Origin of the sequence: Micrococcus sp. FDAARGOS_333 (assembly GCF_002206575.2) — a bacterium.
Lineage (GTDB): Bacteria > Actinomycetota > Actinomycetes > Actinomycetales > Micrococcaceae > Micrococcus > Micrococcus lylae.
In genome coordinates this window covers 2606928-2624956 of the sequence record NZ_NJFJ02000001.1, presented here as the reverse complement: position 1 = coordinate 2624956, position 18029 = coordinate 2606928, and the positions used below count along the sequence as shown (strand labels likewise).

Genomic DNA, 18029 nt, shown 5'->3' with positions numbered 1-18029 from the left:
CCGCCGTGCTGTGGCGGGGGCCCGGCCGTCCGAATGTGTCCGCGAACTTGCGGCTCGGGCCCGAGCGCGCGGGACAATGGGGGCATGACTGGCATCTCTCGTCCCGGCCCCCGCGTCCGCGCCTCCGAGCTCGTCGGCCGCGGCTGGCTGAACACCGGCGGCAAGGAGCTCACGCTCGAGGACCTGCGCGGCAAGATCACGATCCTCGACTTCTGGACGTTCTGCTGCATCAACTGCCTGCACGTGCTGGACGAGCTGCGCCCGCTGGAGGAGGACTACCACGACGTCCTCGTGACGGTCGGCGTGCACTCCCCGAAGTTCGAGCACGAGGCCGACCCGGACGCCCTGGCCGCCGCCGTGGAGCGCTACGAGATCGCCCACCCGGTGCTGGACGACCCGGAGCTGACCACCTGGCAGGCCTACTCGGCCCGCGCCTGGCCGACCCTCGTGGTGGTCGACCCGGAGGGCTACATCGCCGCCCACCTCTCCGGCGAGGGCCACGTGGCCGGCCTGCGCTCCCTGGTGGCCGAGCTCGTCGCCGAGCACGAGGCCAAGGGCACCCTGCACCGTGGGGACGGCCCCTATGTCGCCCCGGAGCCGGTCGCCCGCGACCTGCGCTTCCCGGGCAAGGCGATCTCCCTGGCCGACCGCGGCTCCCGCCCCGGCACCTTCCTCGTGGCGGACACCGGCCACCACCGCCTCGTCGAGCTGGACGCGGACCTCAGCACCCCGATCCGCGCCATCGGCGGCGGCGACCCCGCCGACGCCCCCGACGAGGCCGCGCACCTGGCCTTCCCGACCCCTGCCACCCGCGGCCACACCGACGGCGGCCCGGAGCAGGCACTGTTCAACGAGCCCAACGGCCTGGCCCTGCTGCCGGCCGAGGTGGCCGCGCAGGTCGGCTACGACGTGGTCGTGGCCGACACCGTGAACCACCGCCTCCGCGGCCTCAGCCTGGCCACCGGCGAGGTCCGGACGCTCGCCGGCAACGGCGTGCAGGCCCTCATCGACGGCGAGCGCGTCGCCGCGGCGGCGAAGGCCGCCGAGGCGGCCGACCCGGCCCAGCAGCAGGGTGCGGTGCCCGCGGACGAGGAGGGTGCCGTCGTCGTGCTGGGCCCGCTGGAGGGCAAGCCGACCGGGGTGTCCCTCTCCTCCCCGTGGGACGTGGTGTGGGACGAGGCGGCCGGCCACGTGGTGATCGCGATGGCGGGCACCCATCAGCTGCACGCCTACGACCCGGTGGCCGACGAGCTGTCCCTGTTCGCCGGCACCGGCCTGGAGGGACTGACCGACGGCCCGGCCGAGCGCTCCTGGTTCGCCCAGACCTCCGGCCTGGCCGTGGACGCCGCCGGCACCCTCTGGGCGGCCGACTCCGAGACCTCAGCGCTGCGCACGGTCACCGGCGGGACGGGGGAGCGGACCGTGTCCACGGCGGTGGGCACCGGCCTGTTCGACTTCGGCTACGTGGACGGCCCGGCGGAGCAGGCGCGCCTGCAGCACCCGCTCGGCGTGACCGCGCTGCCGGACGGCTCCGTGCTGGTCGCGGACACCTACAACGGCGCCGTCCGACGCTTCACCCCGGCCGGCACGGACGCCGCCGGGCGCGAGACCCAGGCGGCGCTGTCCACCGTGGCCCGCGGCCTGGCCGAGCCCTCCGATGTGCTCGTGGAGGTGGACGCCGAGGGCAAGGCGGCGTCGATCGTGGTGGTGGAGACCAACGCCCACCGCCTGGAGCGGATCGCCGTGCCGGACGAGTACCTCACCGTGGACGAGGGCGCCCGCCAGACCCAGCGCCCGCGCACCCCCGTGGTGGCCGGCGAGTTCGGCCTGGCCGTCGGCTTCGAGGCCCCGTCCGGGCAGAAGCTCGACGATCGCTGGGGCGATCCGACTCAGCTGAAGGTGTCCTCCTCTCCGGAGGAGCTGCTGCTGGACGGCGCCGGCACCTCCACCGGTCTGACCCGCACGCTGCGCCTGAACCCGGACGTGGCCGAGGGCGTCCTGCACATCACGGCCCGCGCCGCCGCCTGCGACGGGGAGAAGGGGCAGCCGATCCCGGACCATGCCGCCTGCCACCTGTATCAGCAGGACTGGGGCATTCCGGTGACCGTCCATGCGGCCGAGGCCGCGCCGGAGGGGGCGGAAACCCGCCTGGACCTGGACCTGCGCGGGATACACTGAGCGGGAAGGCCGTGTCCTGCGCGCAGGGCCGCCGGAGAAACGCCCCCTGACACCGAAGGCTTCCTGAACCCATGACCACTCTCTTCGTCACCTCGTCCTCGCACGGGTCCACCCGGGAGATCGCCGAGCGCATGGCTCAGGTCCTGCGCACCAAGCAGGCCGTGGAGACCGTCGTCGAGGACGTCGCCGGCGCCGCGGCGTGGCTGGACACCGCATACGCCGTCGTGGTCTGCGCCCCGGTGTATGCCGGCAAGCTGGCCGCCGACGCCAAGCGCTTCCTGGACTCGCGCCGCGCGGAGTTGGCCGACAAGCCGTTGAACATCGTCGTCTCCGGCGGATCTCCCCAGCTGGACGACGCGCTGCGTATCCAGCTGGAGGCCTACCGCCCGCGGTCGGTGGAGTACTTCCGCGGCGCGGTCACCGAGGAGCGCCTCGGCTTCCTGGACAAGCTGAAGATCAAGCTGGCCAAGGGCGAGTACGGCGACTTCCGCGACTGGAACGCCATCGAGGCCCACGCCTCCGCACTGGTCCAGCACGGGGCCCGCTGACCGTAGCCGGCTCGCGTGAGGCGCCGAGGGCGTTCTACGCGGCCGCCCCAGGAAAGTGAGGGGCAGACACGGTGTTGAGATCGCATCTGAACCCCGTGTCCTGCCCCCAAGCCGCGGTTCAGCACGCGGTGTGGGGCGCGGTGCAGCATGCCCACCGGGGCCGGCCTCAGGCGAAGAGCAGGGCGACGACCATCATGGCCGGGATCGCCAGCACCGTGGTCACCAGGACGGTGTCCTTCGCGACCACCACGCCGGTCTCGTAGCGCACGGCCGCCACGAACACGTTCTGGGCGGTGGGCAGGGACGCCAGCACCACCGCGATCATCAGCTCCCGGCTGCCCAGGCCCACCGCGAACGCGCCGATCAGCCACGCGATCACCGGATGCGCCACCAGCTTCATGGCCGAGGCCAGCACGGCGTCCCCGATGCGGCCGTCCGCCTTCCGCAGCGGCCGGGAGTCGGCCAGGGACATGCCGAACGCGATGAGCATCGCGGGGATGGACAACCCGCCGATCAGTTCCACCGAGTCCCACAGCGGTGCCGGCAGGGACCAGCCGGTGGCGGAGAAGAGCAGGCCGAGGGCCGAGCCGATGATCATCGGGTTGCGCGCGGTCTGCCCCAGCTGGCTCACCACTCGGCGGAACCGGCCGTAGGTGGAGGGGGAGCGGCGTGCGGACGGTGAGCGGCCGTCATCGGCAAGCGCTGAACGGCGGGACTCCGCGGCCAGCGCGGCCTCCAGGACGGTGATGTACAGCGGCGTGTAGATCGCCAGCTGGAAGAGGATCACCGGGGCGGCCAGGGCGGCGTCCCCCAGGACGTAGGCGGCGATCGGCAGGCCCAGGTTCGCCGAGTTCACCATGGACGAGCCCAGGCCGGCGATCACCCGCTCCGAGCCCGTCCGGGACGGCAGCACGAACCGCGCCACGAGCATGAACACCGCGGCACACACCAGCGCCGAGGCGGCGGCCACCCACAGCTGCGGCCCCAGCACCGCGGTCACGTCCGCCTGGGAAAGGGTCGTGAACAGCAGGGCGGGGGAGCCGATGAAGAACGAGGTGCGGGACAGCACCGTCCGTCCCTCGGTGCCCAGCACGCCGGTGCGGCCGGTGAGGAATCCGACGCCGATGATCACCCAGATGACGGTGAATCCGGAGAGCACCTCGGCCATGGGGACCTCCTCGACGTCAGGGGCAGACATGCGTTCGGCCCCGGACCCACGTGGGGTTCCGGGGCCGAACGGTTCGGAGAGCGGGCGACGGGAATCGAACCCGCGTATCTTGCTTGGGAAGCAAGCGCTCTACCATTGAGCTACGCCCGCAGACGCCACCCCACTGTACACCGCGCGGCCGGTCGGCCGGCGCGCCTCTGCCCGGGCACGTCTCATGATGGGGATCACATCCGCGCTGTTCCTGCGCTACGGTGAACCCGTGCTGCTCTCCGACCGTGACTTCCGTGCCGAGATCGACGCCGGCCGCGTGGCCCTCGAGCCCTACGACCCGGCGTTCGTCCAGCCTGCGTCCATCGACGTGCGCCTGGACCGCTTCTTCCGGCTCTTCGACAACCACCGGTACGCACACATCGACCCCTCGGTGGAGCAGCCGGAGCTGACCCGCCTCGTGGAGGTGGACCCGGAGGAGGCCTTCGTGCTGCACCCAGGCGAGTTCGTCCTCGGCGCCACCTACGAGAAGGTCACCCTCCCGGACGACATCGCCGCACGCCTGGAGGGCAAGTCCTCCCTCGGCCGGCTCGGCCTGCTGACGCATTCGACCGCCGGCTTCATCGACCCGGGCTTCTCCGGCCACGTCACCCTGGAGCTGTCCAACACCGCGACGCTGCCGATCAAGCTGTGGCCGGGCATGAAGGTCGGCCAGCTCTGCTTCTTCCGGCTCTCCTCGGCGGCCGAGCACCCGTACGGCTCCGGCCCGTACCTCAACCGCTACCAGGGCCAGCGCGGCCCGACGGCCTCGCGCGCGCACCTGAACTTCCACCGCACGGTCATCGAGGGCTGAGACCGTGGCCGCGGTGAGCAAGCGCCAGGTGGCCGCCTGGGCCGCGTGGGACTGGGGCTCGGCCTCGTTCAACGCGGTGATGGTCACCTTCGTCTTCGGCACCTACCTGTCCTCCGAGGCCTTCGGGGCGGACGCCCGCGGCACCGAGTGGCTCTCCCGCGGCATGGCGGTGGCGGGCGTCATCGTGGCGCTCACCGCGCCGGTGCTGGGCCGCCGCGCGGACCAGGGCGGGCGCCGCAAGCTGTGGCTGGCACTGAACACGGCGGTGGTGATCGCGGTGACGGGCCTGAGCTTCTTCGTGGCCCCGCACGAGCAGCATCTGCTGCTCGGTGTGGTGCTGCTGAGCATCGGCACCGTCTTCTTCGAGTTCGCCGAGGTGCAGATCAACGCGATCCTCGTGCAGATCTCCACCCGGCAGACCGTCGGAAGGATCTCCGGCATCGGCTGGGGAGCCGGCTACCTGGGCGGCATCGTGCTGCTGCTCATCGTCTACGTCGGCTTCGTCTCCGGCGACGCCGCCTGGTTCGGCATCCCGCACGAGCAGTCCCTCAACATCCGCGCCGTGGCCGTGGTGGCCGCCGTCTGGTTCCTGGTCTTCTCCCTCCCGGTCCTGTTCGCCGTGCCCAGCCCGACGGCGGCCCAACAGGAGGGCGCCGGCGCGCCCGCCGAGACCGTGCTGGGCTCCTACCGGGCGCTCTGGGAGCGACTGTGCCGCCTGTGGCGGGAAGACCGCAACACCCTGAAGTTCCTCATCGCCTCCGCCGTCTTCCGCGACGGCGTCGGCGCGGTCTTCCTCTACGGCGGGGCCCTCGGCACCACGGTCTTCGGGATCGCCGACGGCGACGTGATCGTCTTCGCGATCGTGGCGAACGTGGTGGCCGCCGCGGGCGCCTTCGCCGGCGGCTGGCTGGATGACCGGTTCGGTCCGCGCGCAGTGATCCTCGGCTCGATCGTCGCCATGTGCGCCACGGCCGTGGGCCTGTTCTTCTCCGAGGGGCCGCGCGCGTTCTGGATCGGAGGTCTGATCCTCTGCCTGTTCGTGGGGCCGGTGCAGTCGGCCTCCCGCGCGTTCCTCGGCCGGCTCACCACCCCGCAGACCGCGGGCGAGCTGTTCGGCCTCTACGCCACCACCGGCCGTGCGGTCGGCTTCATCACCCCGGCTCTGTCCTCTGTGGCCCTGGCGATCACCGGCGACCAGCGCTGGATCATCCCGACCATCGTGCTGGTCATCCTGGCCGGCGGAGTCTTGTTGCTCAGTGTGAACACCCCCCGCCGTCCGGTCAAAGAGGTGGAACCGCGCCGGTAGTATGGACGGTACCCTCGCCCGCTGATGCCGAAGGGACCCCATGCTCGTCACCCTGATCGCCCTGTTTGCGGTCGCCATGGTGGCGCCCTGGATCTTCCGCTTCACCGGACGTGAGGGGTTCTATGTCCTCGCCGCCGTCCCGGCCGCCGGTTTCGTCTGGCTGCTGACGCGCATGCCGGACGTCTTCGCGCTCCAGTCGGCGATCGACGCGGGAGCGGACGTCCCGGCGCAGGCGGACGGCCTCGTCCGGGAGATTCCCTGGGTTCCGTTCCTGGACATCTCCCTCAGCTTCCGCATGGACGCGCTCTCCGCCTTCATGTCCCTGATCGTGCTGGGCGTCGGCGCGCTCGTACTGGCCTACTGCGCCCGCTACTTCCGGGAGCACGAGGCGAAGGACGCCGTGTTCGGCGGCCAGCTGCTGGCCTTCGCCGGAGCGATGTTCGGCCTGGTCACCACGGACGACCTGATGGTGCTCTACACCTTCTGGGAGATCACCTCGGTCCTGTCCTTCCTGCTCATCGGCTACGCAGGGCAGCGCATCTTCGCCCGTCGCTCCGCCATCCAGGCGCTGATCGTCACCACCTTCGGCGGCCTGGCCATGCTCGTCGGCCTGCTGATGCTCGGCGTCCAGGCCGGCTCCTGGAAGGTCTCCGGTGTGCTCGCCGCGGCCCCGGAGCTTCTGGCGGACCCGGCCCTGCGCGGCTACGCCGAATGGGCGGTGGCGCTCGTGCTCATCGGCGCGCTGACCAAGTCCGCGCAGATCCCGTTCCACTTCTGGCTGCCGGCGGCGATGGCCGCGCCCACCCCGGTCTCCGCCTACCTGCACGCCGCGGCGATGGTGAAGGCCGGCGTCTTCCTCGTCGCGCGCCTCGCGCCGGCGTACGCCGGTCTGATGAGCTGGCAGGTGCTCGTGACCGGCGTCGGCCTGGCCACCCTGCTGGTCGGCGGCTACCGGGCCCTGCGTCAGACGGACATCAAGCTCGTCCTGGCCTACGGCACCGTCTCCCAGCTCGGCTTCCTGATGGTCGCCAACGGCTTCGGCACCAGGGACGCCGCCATGGCCGGCCTGGCGATGCTGATCGCCCACGCCCTGTTCAAGGCGCCGCTGTTCATGGTGGTCGGCATCATCGACCATGAGACCGGCACCCGTGACGTCCGGACGCTCTCCGGGATCGGCCGCGGCCACCCGGTGCTGGCCGGCATGAGCGCCGTGGCCGCCGCCTCCATGGCCGGTCTGCCCCCGCTGTTCGGCTTCGTGGCCAAGGAGTCCGTGCTGGAAGCGGCCCAGCACACCGCCGAGCACCACGGGACCGTGTGGGCCTGGGTGTCCCTCGTGGTCCTCTCGCTCGGCTCCGTGCTCACCGTGGCCTACACCTGCCGCTTCCTCTGGGGTGCCTTCGCCACCAAGCACGAGAAGGACGACGCCGGCACGCTCCGCCCCGTGCCTGCCACCGCGTTCCGCACCTCGGTCACCGCCCTGGAGATCAGCCCGTCCATGGTGCTCACCGCACTCTGCGTGGCGATGGCGTTCGTTCCGGGGCCGATCGAGAAGGTCATCACCGCCCACACCGGTGCCCTGGACCCGCTCGACGGCGCCGAGGAACCGGCCCACCTCGCCCTCTGGCACGGACTGACGCCGATCCTCGCGCTGTCCGCCGCGATCATCGGGCTCGGCCTGCTGCTGGCGTGGCAGCGCACCCGCGTGGAGCAGGCCCAGGAGCATGTCCAGTTCCCCTGGGACGCGTCCAAGGTCTACCAGCGGATCATCTACCAGCTGGACGCGCTCGCCGTGTGGGTCACCGGCCGCACGCAGACCGGCTCGCTGAGCACCTACCTGGGCATCATCCTCACCGTGGCCCTGGGGCTGCCGCTGTACTTCATGGTCTTCCCCGCGGGCGGCCATGAGAGGCCTCTGGCGACCCTCTGGAGGCAGGCGGAGATCGTCGTGGCCGAGGACGCGGCGCAGGCCTTCGTCGTCCTGGCCATCGTGGTCGGCACCGTGGCCGCGGTGAAAGCGCACCGGCGCTTCATGGCCGCGCTGCTGGTGGCCATCACCGGCTACGGCGCCGCCGCCATCTTCGCCTTCCGCGGCGCCCCGGACCTCGCCATCACCCAGGTGCTCGTGGAGACGATCGTCCTCGTCACCCTCGTGCTCGGCCTGCGCTCCCTGCCGGCCAGCTGGGACCGGCGCGCCTCGGGCCACGGCCGCCGCTGGCCCCGGGTGTTGATCGCCGTGTCCTTCGCCCTGGTGATGATGTGGGTGGCCGCGACCGCGCTGGCCGCCCGCACCGCCGCCCCGATCTCCGTGGACATGCCGGAGCTGGCCTACGCGAACGGCTACGGAAGCAACGTGGTCAACGTGACCCTCGTGGACATCCGTGCCTGGGACACCTGGGGCGAGATCACGGTGCTGGCGGCGGCCGCCACCGGCGTGGTCTCCCTGGTGTTCCTCCAGCACCGCGACCGTCGTGGCCGTGCCCTCGCCGACGTGAAGACCGGCTCGGTCGGCCGGATCACCTCCGAGTCCGCCATGGGCACCGCCGTGCTCTCCACCGTGCGCCGCTTCGCGGTGAACGACTCCTCCTTCTGGCTCGAGGGAGGCCGCACCCTGGCTCCGGAGCGCCGGTCCATCGTGTTCGAGGTCATCACCCGACTGATGTTCCACCCGATGGTGCTGTTCTCCCTGTACCTGCTCCTGGCCGGGCACAACACCCCCGGCGGCGGCTTCGCCGGCGGCCTGCTGGCCGGACTGGCACTGACCCTGCGCTACCTCGCCGGAGGCCGCTACGAGCTGCAGAACGCGATCCGGGTCCCCTCGGGTGTACTCCTCGGCGCGGGCCTGGCCCTGGCCTCCCTGACCGGCCTGTTCCCGCTGTTCTTCGGCGGGCAGGTCCTGCAGTCCGCGCACGTCGAGTTCCACGACCTGTTCCTGCTCGGGGACGTCAAGCTCGTCACCGCCACCGTGTTCGACATCGGCGTGTACCTCGTGGTGATCGGCCTCGTCCTGGACGTGCTCCGCTCCCTGGGCTCCGAGATCGACCGTCGCGGCGACGAGGCCCGCATGGCTCGCGAGAAGGCCCGGATGCACCGGCGGCGCCGCCACCACCGCGCCGGCGCCTCCGGTGCCGTGGCCGGTCGCAGCCGCCCCCCTGTGCAGGGCCCCGCCGGCAACGGCACCCCGACCACCGCCCCGACGACCGCCGAGGAGGCCGGACGATGATGAGCATCGACCTCGCCCTGCTGGTCGCCATGGGCGTGATGTACGCCGGTGGCATCTACATGCTGCTCGAGCGCACCCTGACCCGCATCCTGTTCGGGATCATGCTGATCACCAACGCCACGATCATGCTGCTGCTGATCACCGGGGGCCGGTCCGGCGACGCCCCGATCCGCATCGAGGGCAAGGACCCCACGACCTACTCCGACCCGCTGCCGCAGGCCCTCATGCTGACCGCCATCGTCATCGGCTTCGCCGTCACCGCGTTCCTGGTCGCGATGATCTACCGCTCCTGGCTGCTCAGCCGCGAGGACGTCGTGGCCGTGGACCCCGAGGACGTCAAGGTGGCCTCCCAGGAGGCCTTCGACGCGGAGGAGGACTCCGAGCTCGAGGAGGAGACCTCCGAGTTCCTGGACGACTCCTGCGATCCCAACGCGGACTACGAGCACACCTCCGAGGATCGCAAGGCCGTCCGCGAGGTGTCCGCCCGCCGCGGCCACCGTGCTGGCAGGTCCCGGGACACGTCCGCGGACCACGCAGTCACCGACGGGACGCTCCCGGCCGGCACCGTCCGTGAGGAGCGTGAGCGCCCGTGATCATGCTCGGCTCGACACCGCTGACGGACCTGGCCCCGCTGGCCGTCCTGCTGCCCGTGCTCGGCGCGGCTCTGACCTTCACGCTCGTGCGCCGTCCGCGCGCGCAGATCACCCTCACCATCCTGACCCTCGCTCTGACGCTCGTGCTCAACGTCGGCCTGCTGGCCGTCGTCTGGGAGACGGGTGCCGCCGCGGTGAACATCGGCGGCTGGGTCCCCCCGATCGGCATCTCCCTCGTGGTGGACCGCCTGTCCGCGCTGATGCTCGTGATCTCCTCGCTCATCACCCTTGCGGTGCTGCTCTACGCCACTGCGCAGGGCGTGGTGGACGAAGACGAGGGCGGGCCCGTCTCGATCTTCCACCCCACCTACCTGATCCTCGTGGCGGGCGTGTCCAACGCCTTCCTCGCCGGTGACCTCTTCAACCTCTACGTGGGCTTCGAGATCCTGCTGACCGCCTCCTATGTGCTGCTCACCCTGGGCGGCACCGGCCAGCGCATCCGCGCCGGCATCACCTATGTGGTGGTGTCCGTGATCTCCTCCATGGTGTTCCTCGTGGCGATCGCCATGATCTACGCGGCCACCGGCACCGTGAACATGGCGGACCTGGCAGGCAAGCTCGGCGACCTGCCCACGGACGTCCAGATGGTCCTGCACGTGATGCTGCTCGTGGGCTTCGCGATCAAGGCGGCGGTGTTCCCGCTGTCCTTCTGGCTGCCCGACTCCTACCCGACCGCCCCCGCCCCCGTCACCGCGGTCTTCGCGGGCCTGCTGACGAAGGTCGGCGTCTACGCGCTGATCCGGACCGAGACGCTGCTGTTCCCGGGAGAGCACGTCAACACACTCCTGATGGTCGTGGCGGCGCTGACCATGGTGGTGGGCATCCTGGGCGCCCTCGCCCAGTCGGACCTGAAGCGAATCCTGTCCTTCACGCTCGTCTCGCACATCGGCTACATGATCTTCGGCCTGGGCCTGGCCTCCGAGCTCGGCCTGGCGGCCACGGTCTTCTACGTGGCCCACCACATCACCGTGCAGACCGGCATGTTCCTGGTCACCGGCCTCATCGAGAACCGGGCGGGCACGGCGAACATCGACCGGCTCGGCTCGCTGGCCTTCGTCTCGCCCCTGGTGGCCGTCCTGTTCTTCATCCCCGCCATGAACCTGGCCGGCATCCCGCCGTTCTCCGGCTTCTTCGGCAAGATCGGCCTGCTGGCGGGCGGCGTCGAGCAGGCCACCCCGCTGGCCTGGGTGCTCGTCGCGGTCTCCGTGATCGTGTCCCTCTTGACGCTGCTCGTGGTGGTCCGCGCCTGGGCGCGTGCCTTCTGGCGCCGCATCGACGACGTCGAGCACCCGCCGGCGCAGCTGGTCTCCGCCTACCAACGGGCCAAGGCCTCTGGCCGCCGACCCAAGCCGCTGAGCATGGGCCTGGTCCTGCCGACCGCCGGCCTGGTCGCGCTGAGCGTGGCGTTCACCGTCTTCGCCGGCCCGCTCTACGACCTTTCGGACCAGGCGGCCCAGGACATGATGGACCGCACCCCGTACATCACCGCCGTGCTGGGGGAGGCCGCCGCCGAGGAGGCCGCGGAGGACCTGGCGGACGACCCGACGGAGGAGGGCCATGACGGACGCTGACACGACCGCACGGACCCGCCCCACCGGTCTGCGCGCCCAGCTCACGCAGTGGCCGGTGGTGGTTGTCATGGTCCTGCTCTGGTGCGCCCTGTGGCAGGACTTCACCCCGGGCGTCATGCTCGTGGGCCTGCTGTTCGCCCTGCTGCTGAAGCGGCTGCTGCCGCTGCCGCCGGTGCAGTTCCCCGGGCGCTTCCATCCCTGGGGGATCCTGGTGTTCACGCTGACCTTCCTCAAGGACGTGGTGGCGGCGTCCATCGCCGTCTCCATGGTGGTCCTCCTCCGGCCCCGCAGCTCCCGGCACTCCGTCGTGGAGGTCCGCCTGCGCAGCCACGACGACCTGATCATCACACTGACCAGCCACGCTCTGGCCCTCGTGCCCGGCTCGATCGTCCCGGACGTGGACCGCGCCACCGCCACCCTGTACCTGCACTGCCTGGACGCCGCCGGCGAGGAGCGCATCGACCGCATCCGGCGCAACGCCCTGCGCGTGGAGGCCCGCATCATCCGGGCCGTCGGCTCCGCCGCGGACCTCGAGCTGGTGCGCCGGTACCCGGACAGTGCCCCGCCGTACGAGGACATGGACGAGTACCGCCGCCATCCGCCGCACATCCACCGTCCCTTCGCCGACGCCGAGGAGGCAGAGCGCCGATGAGCACGCCCCTGTTCGTCGCCGCCGTCGTGGCCGGCCTGCTGCTGGCGGTCGGCGCGGTCGGCGCGATCTTCCGCATCGTCCGTGGCCCCTCCCTGCTGGACCGGGCCATCGGGTCCGACGTGCTGCTCGTGGTCCTGTCCGGCGCCCTGGTCCTGGAGATGGCCGTCAACCGGCACACCAACACCATCGTGCTGGTCGTGCTCGCCTCGATGGTCGGATTCGTGGGCTCGGTGACCCTGGCCCGCTTCGTGGAGGACAACCGTCCGGACCATGCCCAGGAGGCCGGCGCACAGATGCGCCCGGACCCCTCCACCGCGGACCACGCGCCGCGCACGCCCTCGGCTGTGAAGGAGGAGTCCCGTGGCTGACACTGCACTGCTCTGGGACACGGTCGCCGCCGTGCTGCTGATCCTCGGTGCGTCCCTCTCGCTCGTGGCCGGCGTGGGCCTGACGGTGCTCCCGGACCTGCTCACCCGCATCCACGCCGCCGCCAAGCCCCAGGTCCTCGGCCTGCTGCTCATGCTCGCCGGCCTGGCCGTCGTGTGGCGCTCGTGGGTCTGGCTGCCCATCCTGTTCTTCGCGTGGCTGCTGCAGATGATCACCGCGCCCGTGGCCGCCCATCTGGTGGCACGTGCCGGCTACCGCACCCGTCACGTCAAGCGCAACCTGCTGGACCGGGACGAGCTCGCCGACGTCGTCCGCCGGGGACGGCACAGCGAGCATCCCTCGGACACCGCGCCCCAGCCGGTGGTCTCCCCGGACGGCTCCGCCCCGAAGCCTGTCGACACCCCGGTGAGCCGGAAGGACGGCGGGACCCGCTGACGTCCTCCGCCGCCTCCTGACACCACGACGACGGCGCGGCACCCTGACCGGGTGCCGCGCCGTCATCGTGCAGCGGGTGGGAGCACTCCGGCTCCCTGCGGGAGCCGAGGAGCGGCTCGGTGAGGGTCAGACCTCGTTGTCGATGCTCGTGGCGGTCTTCGCCTCGAAGCGGCGCATGGCGGTGCCGGCGCCGCGCTGGCCGGCGACCTTGATCAGGGCCGAGATGCCGGCCGAGATGAAGGCGAAGGACAGGGCCTCCGCCAGGGGCAGCTCGTCGTCGGTGGCGTCGCGCGGGGCTTCGTGGCCGGTGGCGAGGCGCCAGCCGGTCGTGACCAGCTGCGAGCCGACCATGCCTCCGGCGATGGTGATGCCGGTGGCGAGGAGCTTCTGCAGGACGGTGTTCATGGAGGGGGTTCTCCTTCGGGGCGAGGGGCCGGAACGGTCGGTTCGGCGGATGTCTGCGCCCCAGCCTACCGGCGGGGCCCTCGCGCAGGCACGGCACGCGACGCGCCCCGTCAGCCGCGGCGGGCCGCAGGGCTCCGGCGGACGCCGCTCAGTCCACGGTGACGGCGTGCGCGCCCGGGTCCCGGTCCTCGCGGAGCCACGCGTTCAGCCGGTCGGTCAGCTCGTCGTCCACAGGGATCGGCTCACCGTCCACGCTGAGCACCGGGGCCACCCCGCGCACGGAGGAGGCCAGCCACAGGCCCTCGATGCCCTCCAGGTCGGCCGGAGTCAGCGGTCCGTAGCCCAGCGGCCAGCCCTCCCGCTCGGCGGCGGCGAACACCACGGCCTGGGAGGTGCCGGCGAGGATGCCCTGCTGACGCAGCGGGGTGACGAGCTCGCGGCGGCCCTCGGCATTGCGGCGGACGAGCAGCGCTGTGGACGTCGGCCCCTCGAGGAGCTGGCCGTCCGAGGACACGAACAGGACGTCGTCCGCGCCGTTGGCCTTGGCGTGACGCAGGGCGGCCATGTTCACCGCGTAGGACAGCGTCTTGGCGCCGGCAAGCAGCCACGGGGCCTTGTCGGCCACCCGGGAGTCCAGGCCGCGGTTCAGCAGGAGCACGCGCAGGCCGGCCGGACGCACGGACGGGTCCGGCAGGGCCGTGGCGGTGAGCAGCACCCAGGCGGTGGGCTGCGGGGCGAGGCCTGCGGCCGTCTCCGGGCCGCGGGTCACGGTGAGCTTCACGGTGGCGGCGGTGCCGGGGCAGGAGCGGGCGAACTCCGCGAGGCCCATGTCGATCGCCTGGCGCCACTGGGCAGGGGAGGGCACCGGCAGGTCGAGGATCTCGGCGGAGCCTCCCAGGCGGCCCAGGTGCGCGCCGAGCTTGCGGACAGTCAGCGCGCCGTGATCGCCCGGGACCGCGAGGGCGGTCTCGAACAGGCCGTCGCCGCGGGTCACGCCCTGGTCCTTCACGGTGAGGTGCGGGGCCGAGGGGTCCGCGAGTTCGGGGACGAGCCCGGCGACCCCGGAGGGACGCAGCAGGACGAGGACTTCACGGGAGGCGGCGACGCCGCCGGACACGGTGCTCATGGCCCCCAGGGTAGTGCCCGGGCCAGGCGGCGCCGTGTCCGACGGCGTCGGTCGGCGCCGCGTGCCCGGCAGCCTGCTGCGGGGCCGGGCACGCGGCGGGAGGGTCAGTGCGTGGGCGGGGCCTGGACCTGCGGGATCTCACCGGTGACCGTGCGGTCCCCGGCCGGGGCCTCGTGGTCGCCCTCGAGCTTGGCACCCTCGACGTCCACGTCCGGCAGGATGCGGTCCAGCCAGCCCGGCAGCCACCAGGCCGCCGGTCCCAGCAGGTGCATGACCGCCGGCATCAGCAGCAGGCGCACCACGAAGGCGTCGAAGAGCACGCCCACGGTGAGGCCGAAGCCGATCGGGCGGATCATCGCGTCGTCGGCGAAGATGAAGCCGCCGAACACCGAGACCATGATGATCGCGGCGGCGATCACCACGGAGCGGCCGGCGCGCAGACCGGAGAGCACGGCCTCGCGGGCGGGCTTGCCGTGGGCGTAGGCCTCGCGCATGCCGGAGGCGATGAACAGCTGGTAGTCCATGGCCAGGCCGAACAGCACGCCGATCATGATGGTCGGCAGGAAGCTGAGCACCGGGCCCGGGGAGTGCACGCCGAAGATCGAGCTGAGCCAGCCCCACTGGTAGATGGCCACGACCGCGCCCATCGCGGCGAACACCGAGAGGATGAAGCCGCCGGTGGCGATCAGCGGGACCAGCAGGGACCGGAACACCAGCACCATGATGACCAGGGACAGGCCCACCACCAGGGTCAGGTACAGCGGCAGGGCCTCGGAGAGCTTCGCCGAGACGTCGATGAATCCGCTGGTCACGCCGGCCACGTCGAGGCCGGTGGCCTCGCCCGCCGCCTCGGTGGAGCGCAGGGTCTGCACGAGCTCCTCGGTGGAGATCGCGTTCGGACCCTCCTCCGGGATGACCTGGATCATGGCCAGCGAGCGGTCCCCGTTCAGGGCCGCGGGCACCGCCGCCTTCACGTGGTCCATCTGCGCCACCTGCTCGGCGACCGTGAGCTGCAGGTCCGAGGCCTCGTCCCCGGACAGGCCCTTCGGCAGGTCCGCGGTCACCACGAGCGGGCCGTTGTAGCCGTCGCCGAAGGCCTCGCCGGTGAGCGTGTAGGCGCGCTCGGAGCTGGAACCGACCGGCTCGGAGCCGCCGTCGGGAAGGCCCAGGCGCATGGAGCCGAACGGAAGGGCGATCACCACCAGGGCCACGATCGCCGCGAGCGAGGTCACGACCGCGGATCCGGTGGACATCCGGGTGCGCTTGGCTCCGCCGTGGGTCGGCTTGTCACCGTGCAGCGGCTGCAGCTCCCCGGCCTCCACGCGGGCGCGCTCCTTCTTGCTCAGCGCCTTCGGTCCGATCAGGGCCAGCAGAGCCGGGGTCAGGGTCACGACGACCAGCACGGCGATCGCCACGCAGGCCGCAGCCACCGTGCCCATCAGGCCCAGGAACGGGATGCCGGTGACGTTCAGCGCGGCCAGGGCGATGATCACGGTCAGGCCCGCGAACACCACCGCGTTGCCGGAGGTGCCGTTGGCCAGGCCGATGGACTCGTGCACGGGCATGCCGGCCTTCAGCTGCTGCCGGTGGCGGTTGACGATGAACAGCGCGTAGTCGATGCCCACGGCAAGACCGAGCATGATGCCCAGCACCGGGGTCACGGACATCATCTCCACGACGCCGGAGAAGGCCAGGGCGCCGGCGACGCCCACACCCACGCCGATCAGGGCGTTGATCAGGGGCAGGCCGGCCGCGGCCAGCGTGCCGAGCATGATCACCAGCACGATGGCGGCGACGATCAGGCCGACCACCTCGGCCGGGCCCATCACCTGCGGAACGGACGCGTTGAGCTGCTGGTCCGGGTAGATGTCCACGCCCTCGATGTCCGCGTCGGTCAGCAGGGAGGTGACCTCCTCCTTCTGCTCGGTCTCCAGGTCCATGGTCGGCATGCCGAAGACCACGCGGCCCATGGCCACGTCGCCCTTCTCGGAGACCGCTCGGAAGTCCTCGGTGAGGGCGAGGGTGCGTTCGCCGCGTTCGAGCTGCGGGCGGTTCTGTTCGATCCGGCGCTCGCCCTCGGCGAGGTCCTGCTCGGCCTGGGCGAGCTGCTCCTTCTTGGACTTGAGCTCGGCCTTGCCGGCGTCGAGCTGCTCCTGCCCCTGCTGCCACTGGGCGCGGCCGGAGTCGTACTCGGCCTTGCCGGCCTGCCACTCGGCCAGACCGCGGTCGTACTCGGCCTTGCCGGCCTGCCACTCGGCCAGACCACGGTCGTACTCGGCCTTGCCGGCCTGCCACTCGGCCTCGCCCTGCTCGTACTGCTGGCGGCCGGCCTCGAGCTCGGCGCGGCCCTGCTCCAGCTGGGCGCTGCCCTGCTCGAGCTGGGTGCGGGACTGCTCGAGCTCGGCGCGGCCGGCCTCGATGCGCCGGGCACCCTGCTCGTACTCGGCCTGGCCGGCCTCCCACCGGGCGAGGCCCTGCTCGTACTGCTGCCGGCCGGCGTCCAGCTCGGCCTGCTGGTCAGCGAACTGCTGCTCGGCCTGCTTCTCGGTCATGCCCTGGGCGATCGCCTGTTCCTTGGCGGCGTCCAGCTGGGCCTGGCCGGCGTCGAGCTGCTGCTTCGAGGAGTCGAGCTCGGCCTTCGCAGCGTCCAGCTGCGGCGTGGACTTCTCGAGCTCGGCCTGCCCGGCATCGAGCTCGGCCTGCCCGGCCTCCAGCTGCTGTTCGCCCTGCTCGAGCTCCTGCGCCTTGGAGTCCAGCTCGGCCTGGCCGGCGTCGAGCTGCTGCTTGGAGGAGTCGAGCTCGGCACGGCCGGCGTCCAGCTGCTCCTTGGCGGCGTCGAGCTCGGCCTTGCCGGCGTCCAGCTGTTCCTTGGCGGCGTCCAGCTCGGCCTTGCCGGAGGTGATCTGCGGCTCGGCCTCGTCGAGCTGGGTCTTCGCGTCGTCGAGCTGGGCCTGGTTGTCCTCGATCTGCTTCTCGCCCTCGGCCAGCTGGGTCTTGCCGTCGGCGATCTGCTCCTTGCCGTCGGAGACCCGCTTCTCGCCCTTCTCCAGCTCCTGCCTGCCGTCGGTGACCTGGGTCTTCGCGTCGTCCAGCTCCTTCTGGAGGGCGAACGGGTTCTGCGTCTCGTCCACGACGTCGACGCCCTCGACCTCCTTCATCAGCTTGGCGATCTCCTGGCGCTGGGACCGGGTGAACGCAGAGCCGTCCTCGGTGACGAAGACGACGCTGCCCGAGCCCTTCGCCGCGTCCGGGAACTCGCGCTCGAGGCGGTCCGTCAGCTGCGCTGTGCGCGTGTTCGGGATGTCCACGGCGGAGGACAGGGTGCCGCCGAAGGCGAGGAAGGAGCCGACGGCGAGGGCGAGGGCCACGAGCCAGGCGACGATCGCGACGAACGGGCGCCGCGCCGAGGCGATGCCGAGGCGGTACAGGAGCTTTGCCATGAGGAGGGGAGGCCTTCCGTGACGAGACGTGTGTCAGGCGCGAGGCGGCGGACAGGTCGCCGCTCCCACTATATTCGTAAGCGGAGCGCTGTGCTCCGC

Annotated in this window: 14 protein-coding genes and 1 tRNA gene; 10 read left to right on the top strand and 5 right to left on the bottom strand. The window is 71.7% G+C overall.

Features of this window, described 5'->3' with window-relative positions:
- The first annotated feature begins 84 nt into the window (after positions 1-84).
- Together CEQ11_RS11705 and CEQ11_RS11700 are read left to right on the top strand one after the other, a co-directional pair.
- Positions 85-2178, top strand: a complete 2094-nt coding sequence (locus tag CEQ11_RS11705) for an NHL domain-containing thioredoxin family protein (protein WP_070640110.1) — start codon at positions 85-87, stop codon at positions 2176-2178.
- 71 nt (positions 2179-2249) lie between these two features.
- Positions 2250-2726, top strand: coding sequence for a flavodoxin domain-containing protein (locus CEQ11_RS11700; protein ID WP_088478709.1), 477 nt, complete (start codon positions 2250-2252; stop codon positions 2724-2726).
- Positions 2727-2892: 166 nt separating this feature from the next.
- On the opposite strand, the gene CEQ11_RS11695 is transcribed toward CEQ11_RS11700, so the two are convergent.
- Together CEQ11_RS11695 and CEQ11_RS11690 are read right to left on the bottom strand one after the other, a co-directional pair.
- A complete protein-coding gene (locus CEQ11_RS11695) occupies positions 2893-3894 on the bottom strand; it encodes an AEC family transporter (protein ID WP_088478708.1) in 1002 nt (333 codons plus the stop codon).
- 79 nt (positions 3895-3973) lie between these two features.
- A tRNA-Gly gene (locus CEQ11_RS11690) sits at positions 3974-4044 on the bottom strand.
- A gap of 109 nt (positions 4045-4153) precedes the next feature.
- On the opposite strand from CEQ11_RS11690, the gene dcd reads away from it, so the two are divergent.
- Genes dcd through mnhG form a run of 8 tightly spaced genes read left to right on the top strand, consistent with a single transcriptional unit; the run spans position 4154 to position 12959 of the window.
- Entirely contained in the window at positions 4154-4735 is a 582-nt protein-coding gene (dcd, locus tag CEQ11_RS11685) for a dCTP deaminase (protein WP_067189675.1), read from the top strand.
- A gap of 4 nt (positions 4736-4739) precedes the next feature.
- Positions 4740-6041 carry an MFS transporter gene (locus CEQ11_RS11680; protein ID WP_227718864.1) on the top strand — a complete coding sequence of 434 codons (1302 nt, stop codon included), beginning with the start codon at positions 4740-4742 and terminating at the stop codon, positions 6039-6041.
- 40 nt (positions 6042-6081) lie between these two features.
- Positions 6082-9261, top strand: a complete 3180-nt coding sequence (locus CEQ11_RS11675; protein WP_088478707.1) for a Na+/H+ antiporter subunit A — start codon at positions 6082-6084, stop codon at positions 9259-9261.
- Positions 9258-9854: a Na(+)/H(+) antiporter subunit C gene (locus CEQ11_RS11670; RefSeq protein ID WP_088478706.1), complete on the top strand. Its 597-nt coding sequence runs from the start codon at positions 9258-9260 to the stop codon at positions 9852-9854. Before CEQ11_RS11675 ends, CEQ11_RS11670 begins: the two co-directional genes overlap by 4 nt.
- A gap of 2 nt (positions 9855-9856) precedes the next feature.
- Entirely contained in the window at positions 9857-11485 is a 1629-nt protein-coding gene (locus CEQ11_RS11665; RefSeq protein ID WP_193763051.1) for a Na+/H+ antiporter subunit D, read from the top strand.
- Entirely contained in the window at positions 11472-12137 is a 666-nt protein-coding gene (locus tag CEQ11_RS11660; protein ID WP_070640123.1) for a Na+/H+ antiporter subunit E, read from the top strand. Before CEQ11_RS11665 ends, CEQ11_RS11660 begins: the two co-directional genes overlap by 14 nt.
- Positions 12134-12505, top strand: coding sequence for a monovalent cation/H+ antiporter complex subunit F (locus CEQ11_RS11655; protein ID WP_070640127.1), 372 nt, complete (start codon positions 12134-12136; stop codon positions 12503-12505). The genes CEQ11_RS11660 and CEQ11_RS11655 overlap by 4 nt, the downstream gene beginning before the upstream one ends.
- The gene (mnhG, locus tag CEQ11_RS11650) at positions 12498-12959 is read left to right on the top strand and encodes a monovalent cation/H(+) antiporter subunit G (RefSeq protein WP_088478705.1); all 462 of its coding nucleotides are present in this window, start codon (positions 12498-12500) and stop codon (positions 12957-12959) included. The genes CEQ11_RS11655 and mnhG overlap by 8 nt, the downstream gene beginning before the upstream one ends.
- Positions 12960-13085: 126 nt before the next feature.
- On the opposite strand, the gene CEQ11_RS11645 is transcribed toward mnhG, so the two are convergent.
- The 3 genes from CEQ11_RS11645 to CEQ11_RS11635 all read right to left on the bottom strand — a co-directional run bounded on the left by CEQ11_RS11645 (position 13086) and on the right by CEQ11_RS11635 (position 17930).
- Positions 13086-13364: a DUF4235 domain-containing protein gene (locus CEQ11_RS11645; RefSeq protein WP_088478704.1), complete on the bottom strand. Its 279-nt coding sequence runs from the start codon at positions 13362-13364 to the stop codon at positions 13086-13088.
- Positions 13365-13512: 148 nt separating this feature from the next.
- Complete coding sequence (locus CEQ11_RS11640; RefSeq protein WP_088478703.1) at positions 13513-14490, bottom strand: aminotransferase class IV; 978 nt, start codon at positions 14488-14490, stop codon at positions 13513-13515.
- 104 nt (positions 14491-14594) lie between these two features.
- Positions 14595-17930 (bottom strand): MMPL family transporter, encoded by a 3336-nt coding sequence (locus CEQ11_RS11635; RefSeq protein ID WP_088478702.1) that lies wholly within the window; start codon positions 17928-17930, stop codon positions 14595-14597.
- Positions 17931-18029: the final 99 nt, after the last annotated feature.

Coding starts and splice junctions, on each gene's coding strand:
- CEQ11_RS11670 (WP_088478706.1), top strand. CDS start 9,258: ATGATGAGCATCGACCTCGCCCTGCTGGTCGCCATGGGCGTGATGTAC.
- CEQ11_RS11660 (WP_070640123.1), top strand. CDS start 11,472: ATGACGGACGCTGACACGACCGCACGGACCCGCCCCACCGGTCTGCGC.
- CEQ11_RS11635 (WP_088478702.1), bottom strand. CDS start 17,930: ATGGCAAAGCTCCTGTACCGCCTCGGCATCGCCTCGGCGCGGCGCCCG.
- CEQ11_RS11705 (WP_070640110.1), top strand. CDS start 85: ATGACTGGCATCTCTCGTCCCGGCCCCCGCGTCCGCGCCTCCGAGCTC.
- CEQ11_RS11640 (WP_088478703.1), bottom strand. CDS start 14,490: ATGAGCACCGTGTCCGGCGGCGTCGCCGCCTCCCGTGAAGTCCTCGTC.
- CEQ11_RS11655 (WP_070640127.1), top strand. CDS start 12,134: ATGAGCACGCCCCTGTTCGTCGCCGCCGTCGTGGCCGGCCTGCTGCTG.
- CEQ11_RS11695 (WP_088478708.1), bottom strand. CDS start 3,894: ATGGCCGAGGTGCTCTCCGGATTCACCGTCATCTGGGTGATCATCGGC.
- CEQ11_RS11665 (WP_193763051.1), top strand. CDS start 9,857: ATGCTCGGCTCGACACCGCTGACGGACCTGGCCCCGCTGGCCGTCCTG.
- CEQ11_RS11675 (WP_088478707.1), top strand. CDS start 6,082: ATGCTCGTCACCCTGATCGCCCTGTTTGCGGTCGCCATGGTGGCGCCC.
- CEQ11_RS11645 (WP_088478704.1), bottom strand. CDS start 13,364: ATGAACACCGTCCTGCAGAAGCTCCTCGCCACCGGCATCACCATCGCC.
- CEQ11_RS11700 (WP_088478709.1), top strand. CDS start 2,250: ATGACCACTCTCTTCGTCACCTCGTCCTCGCACGGGTCCACCCGGGAG.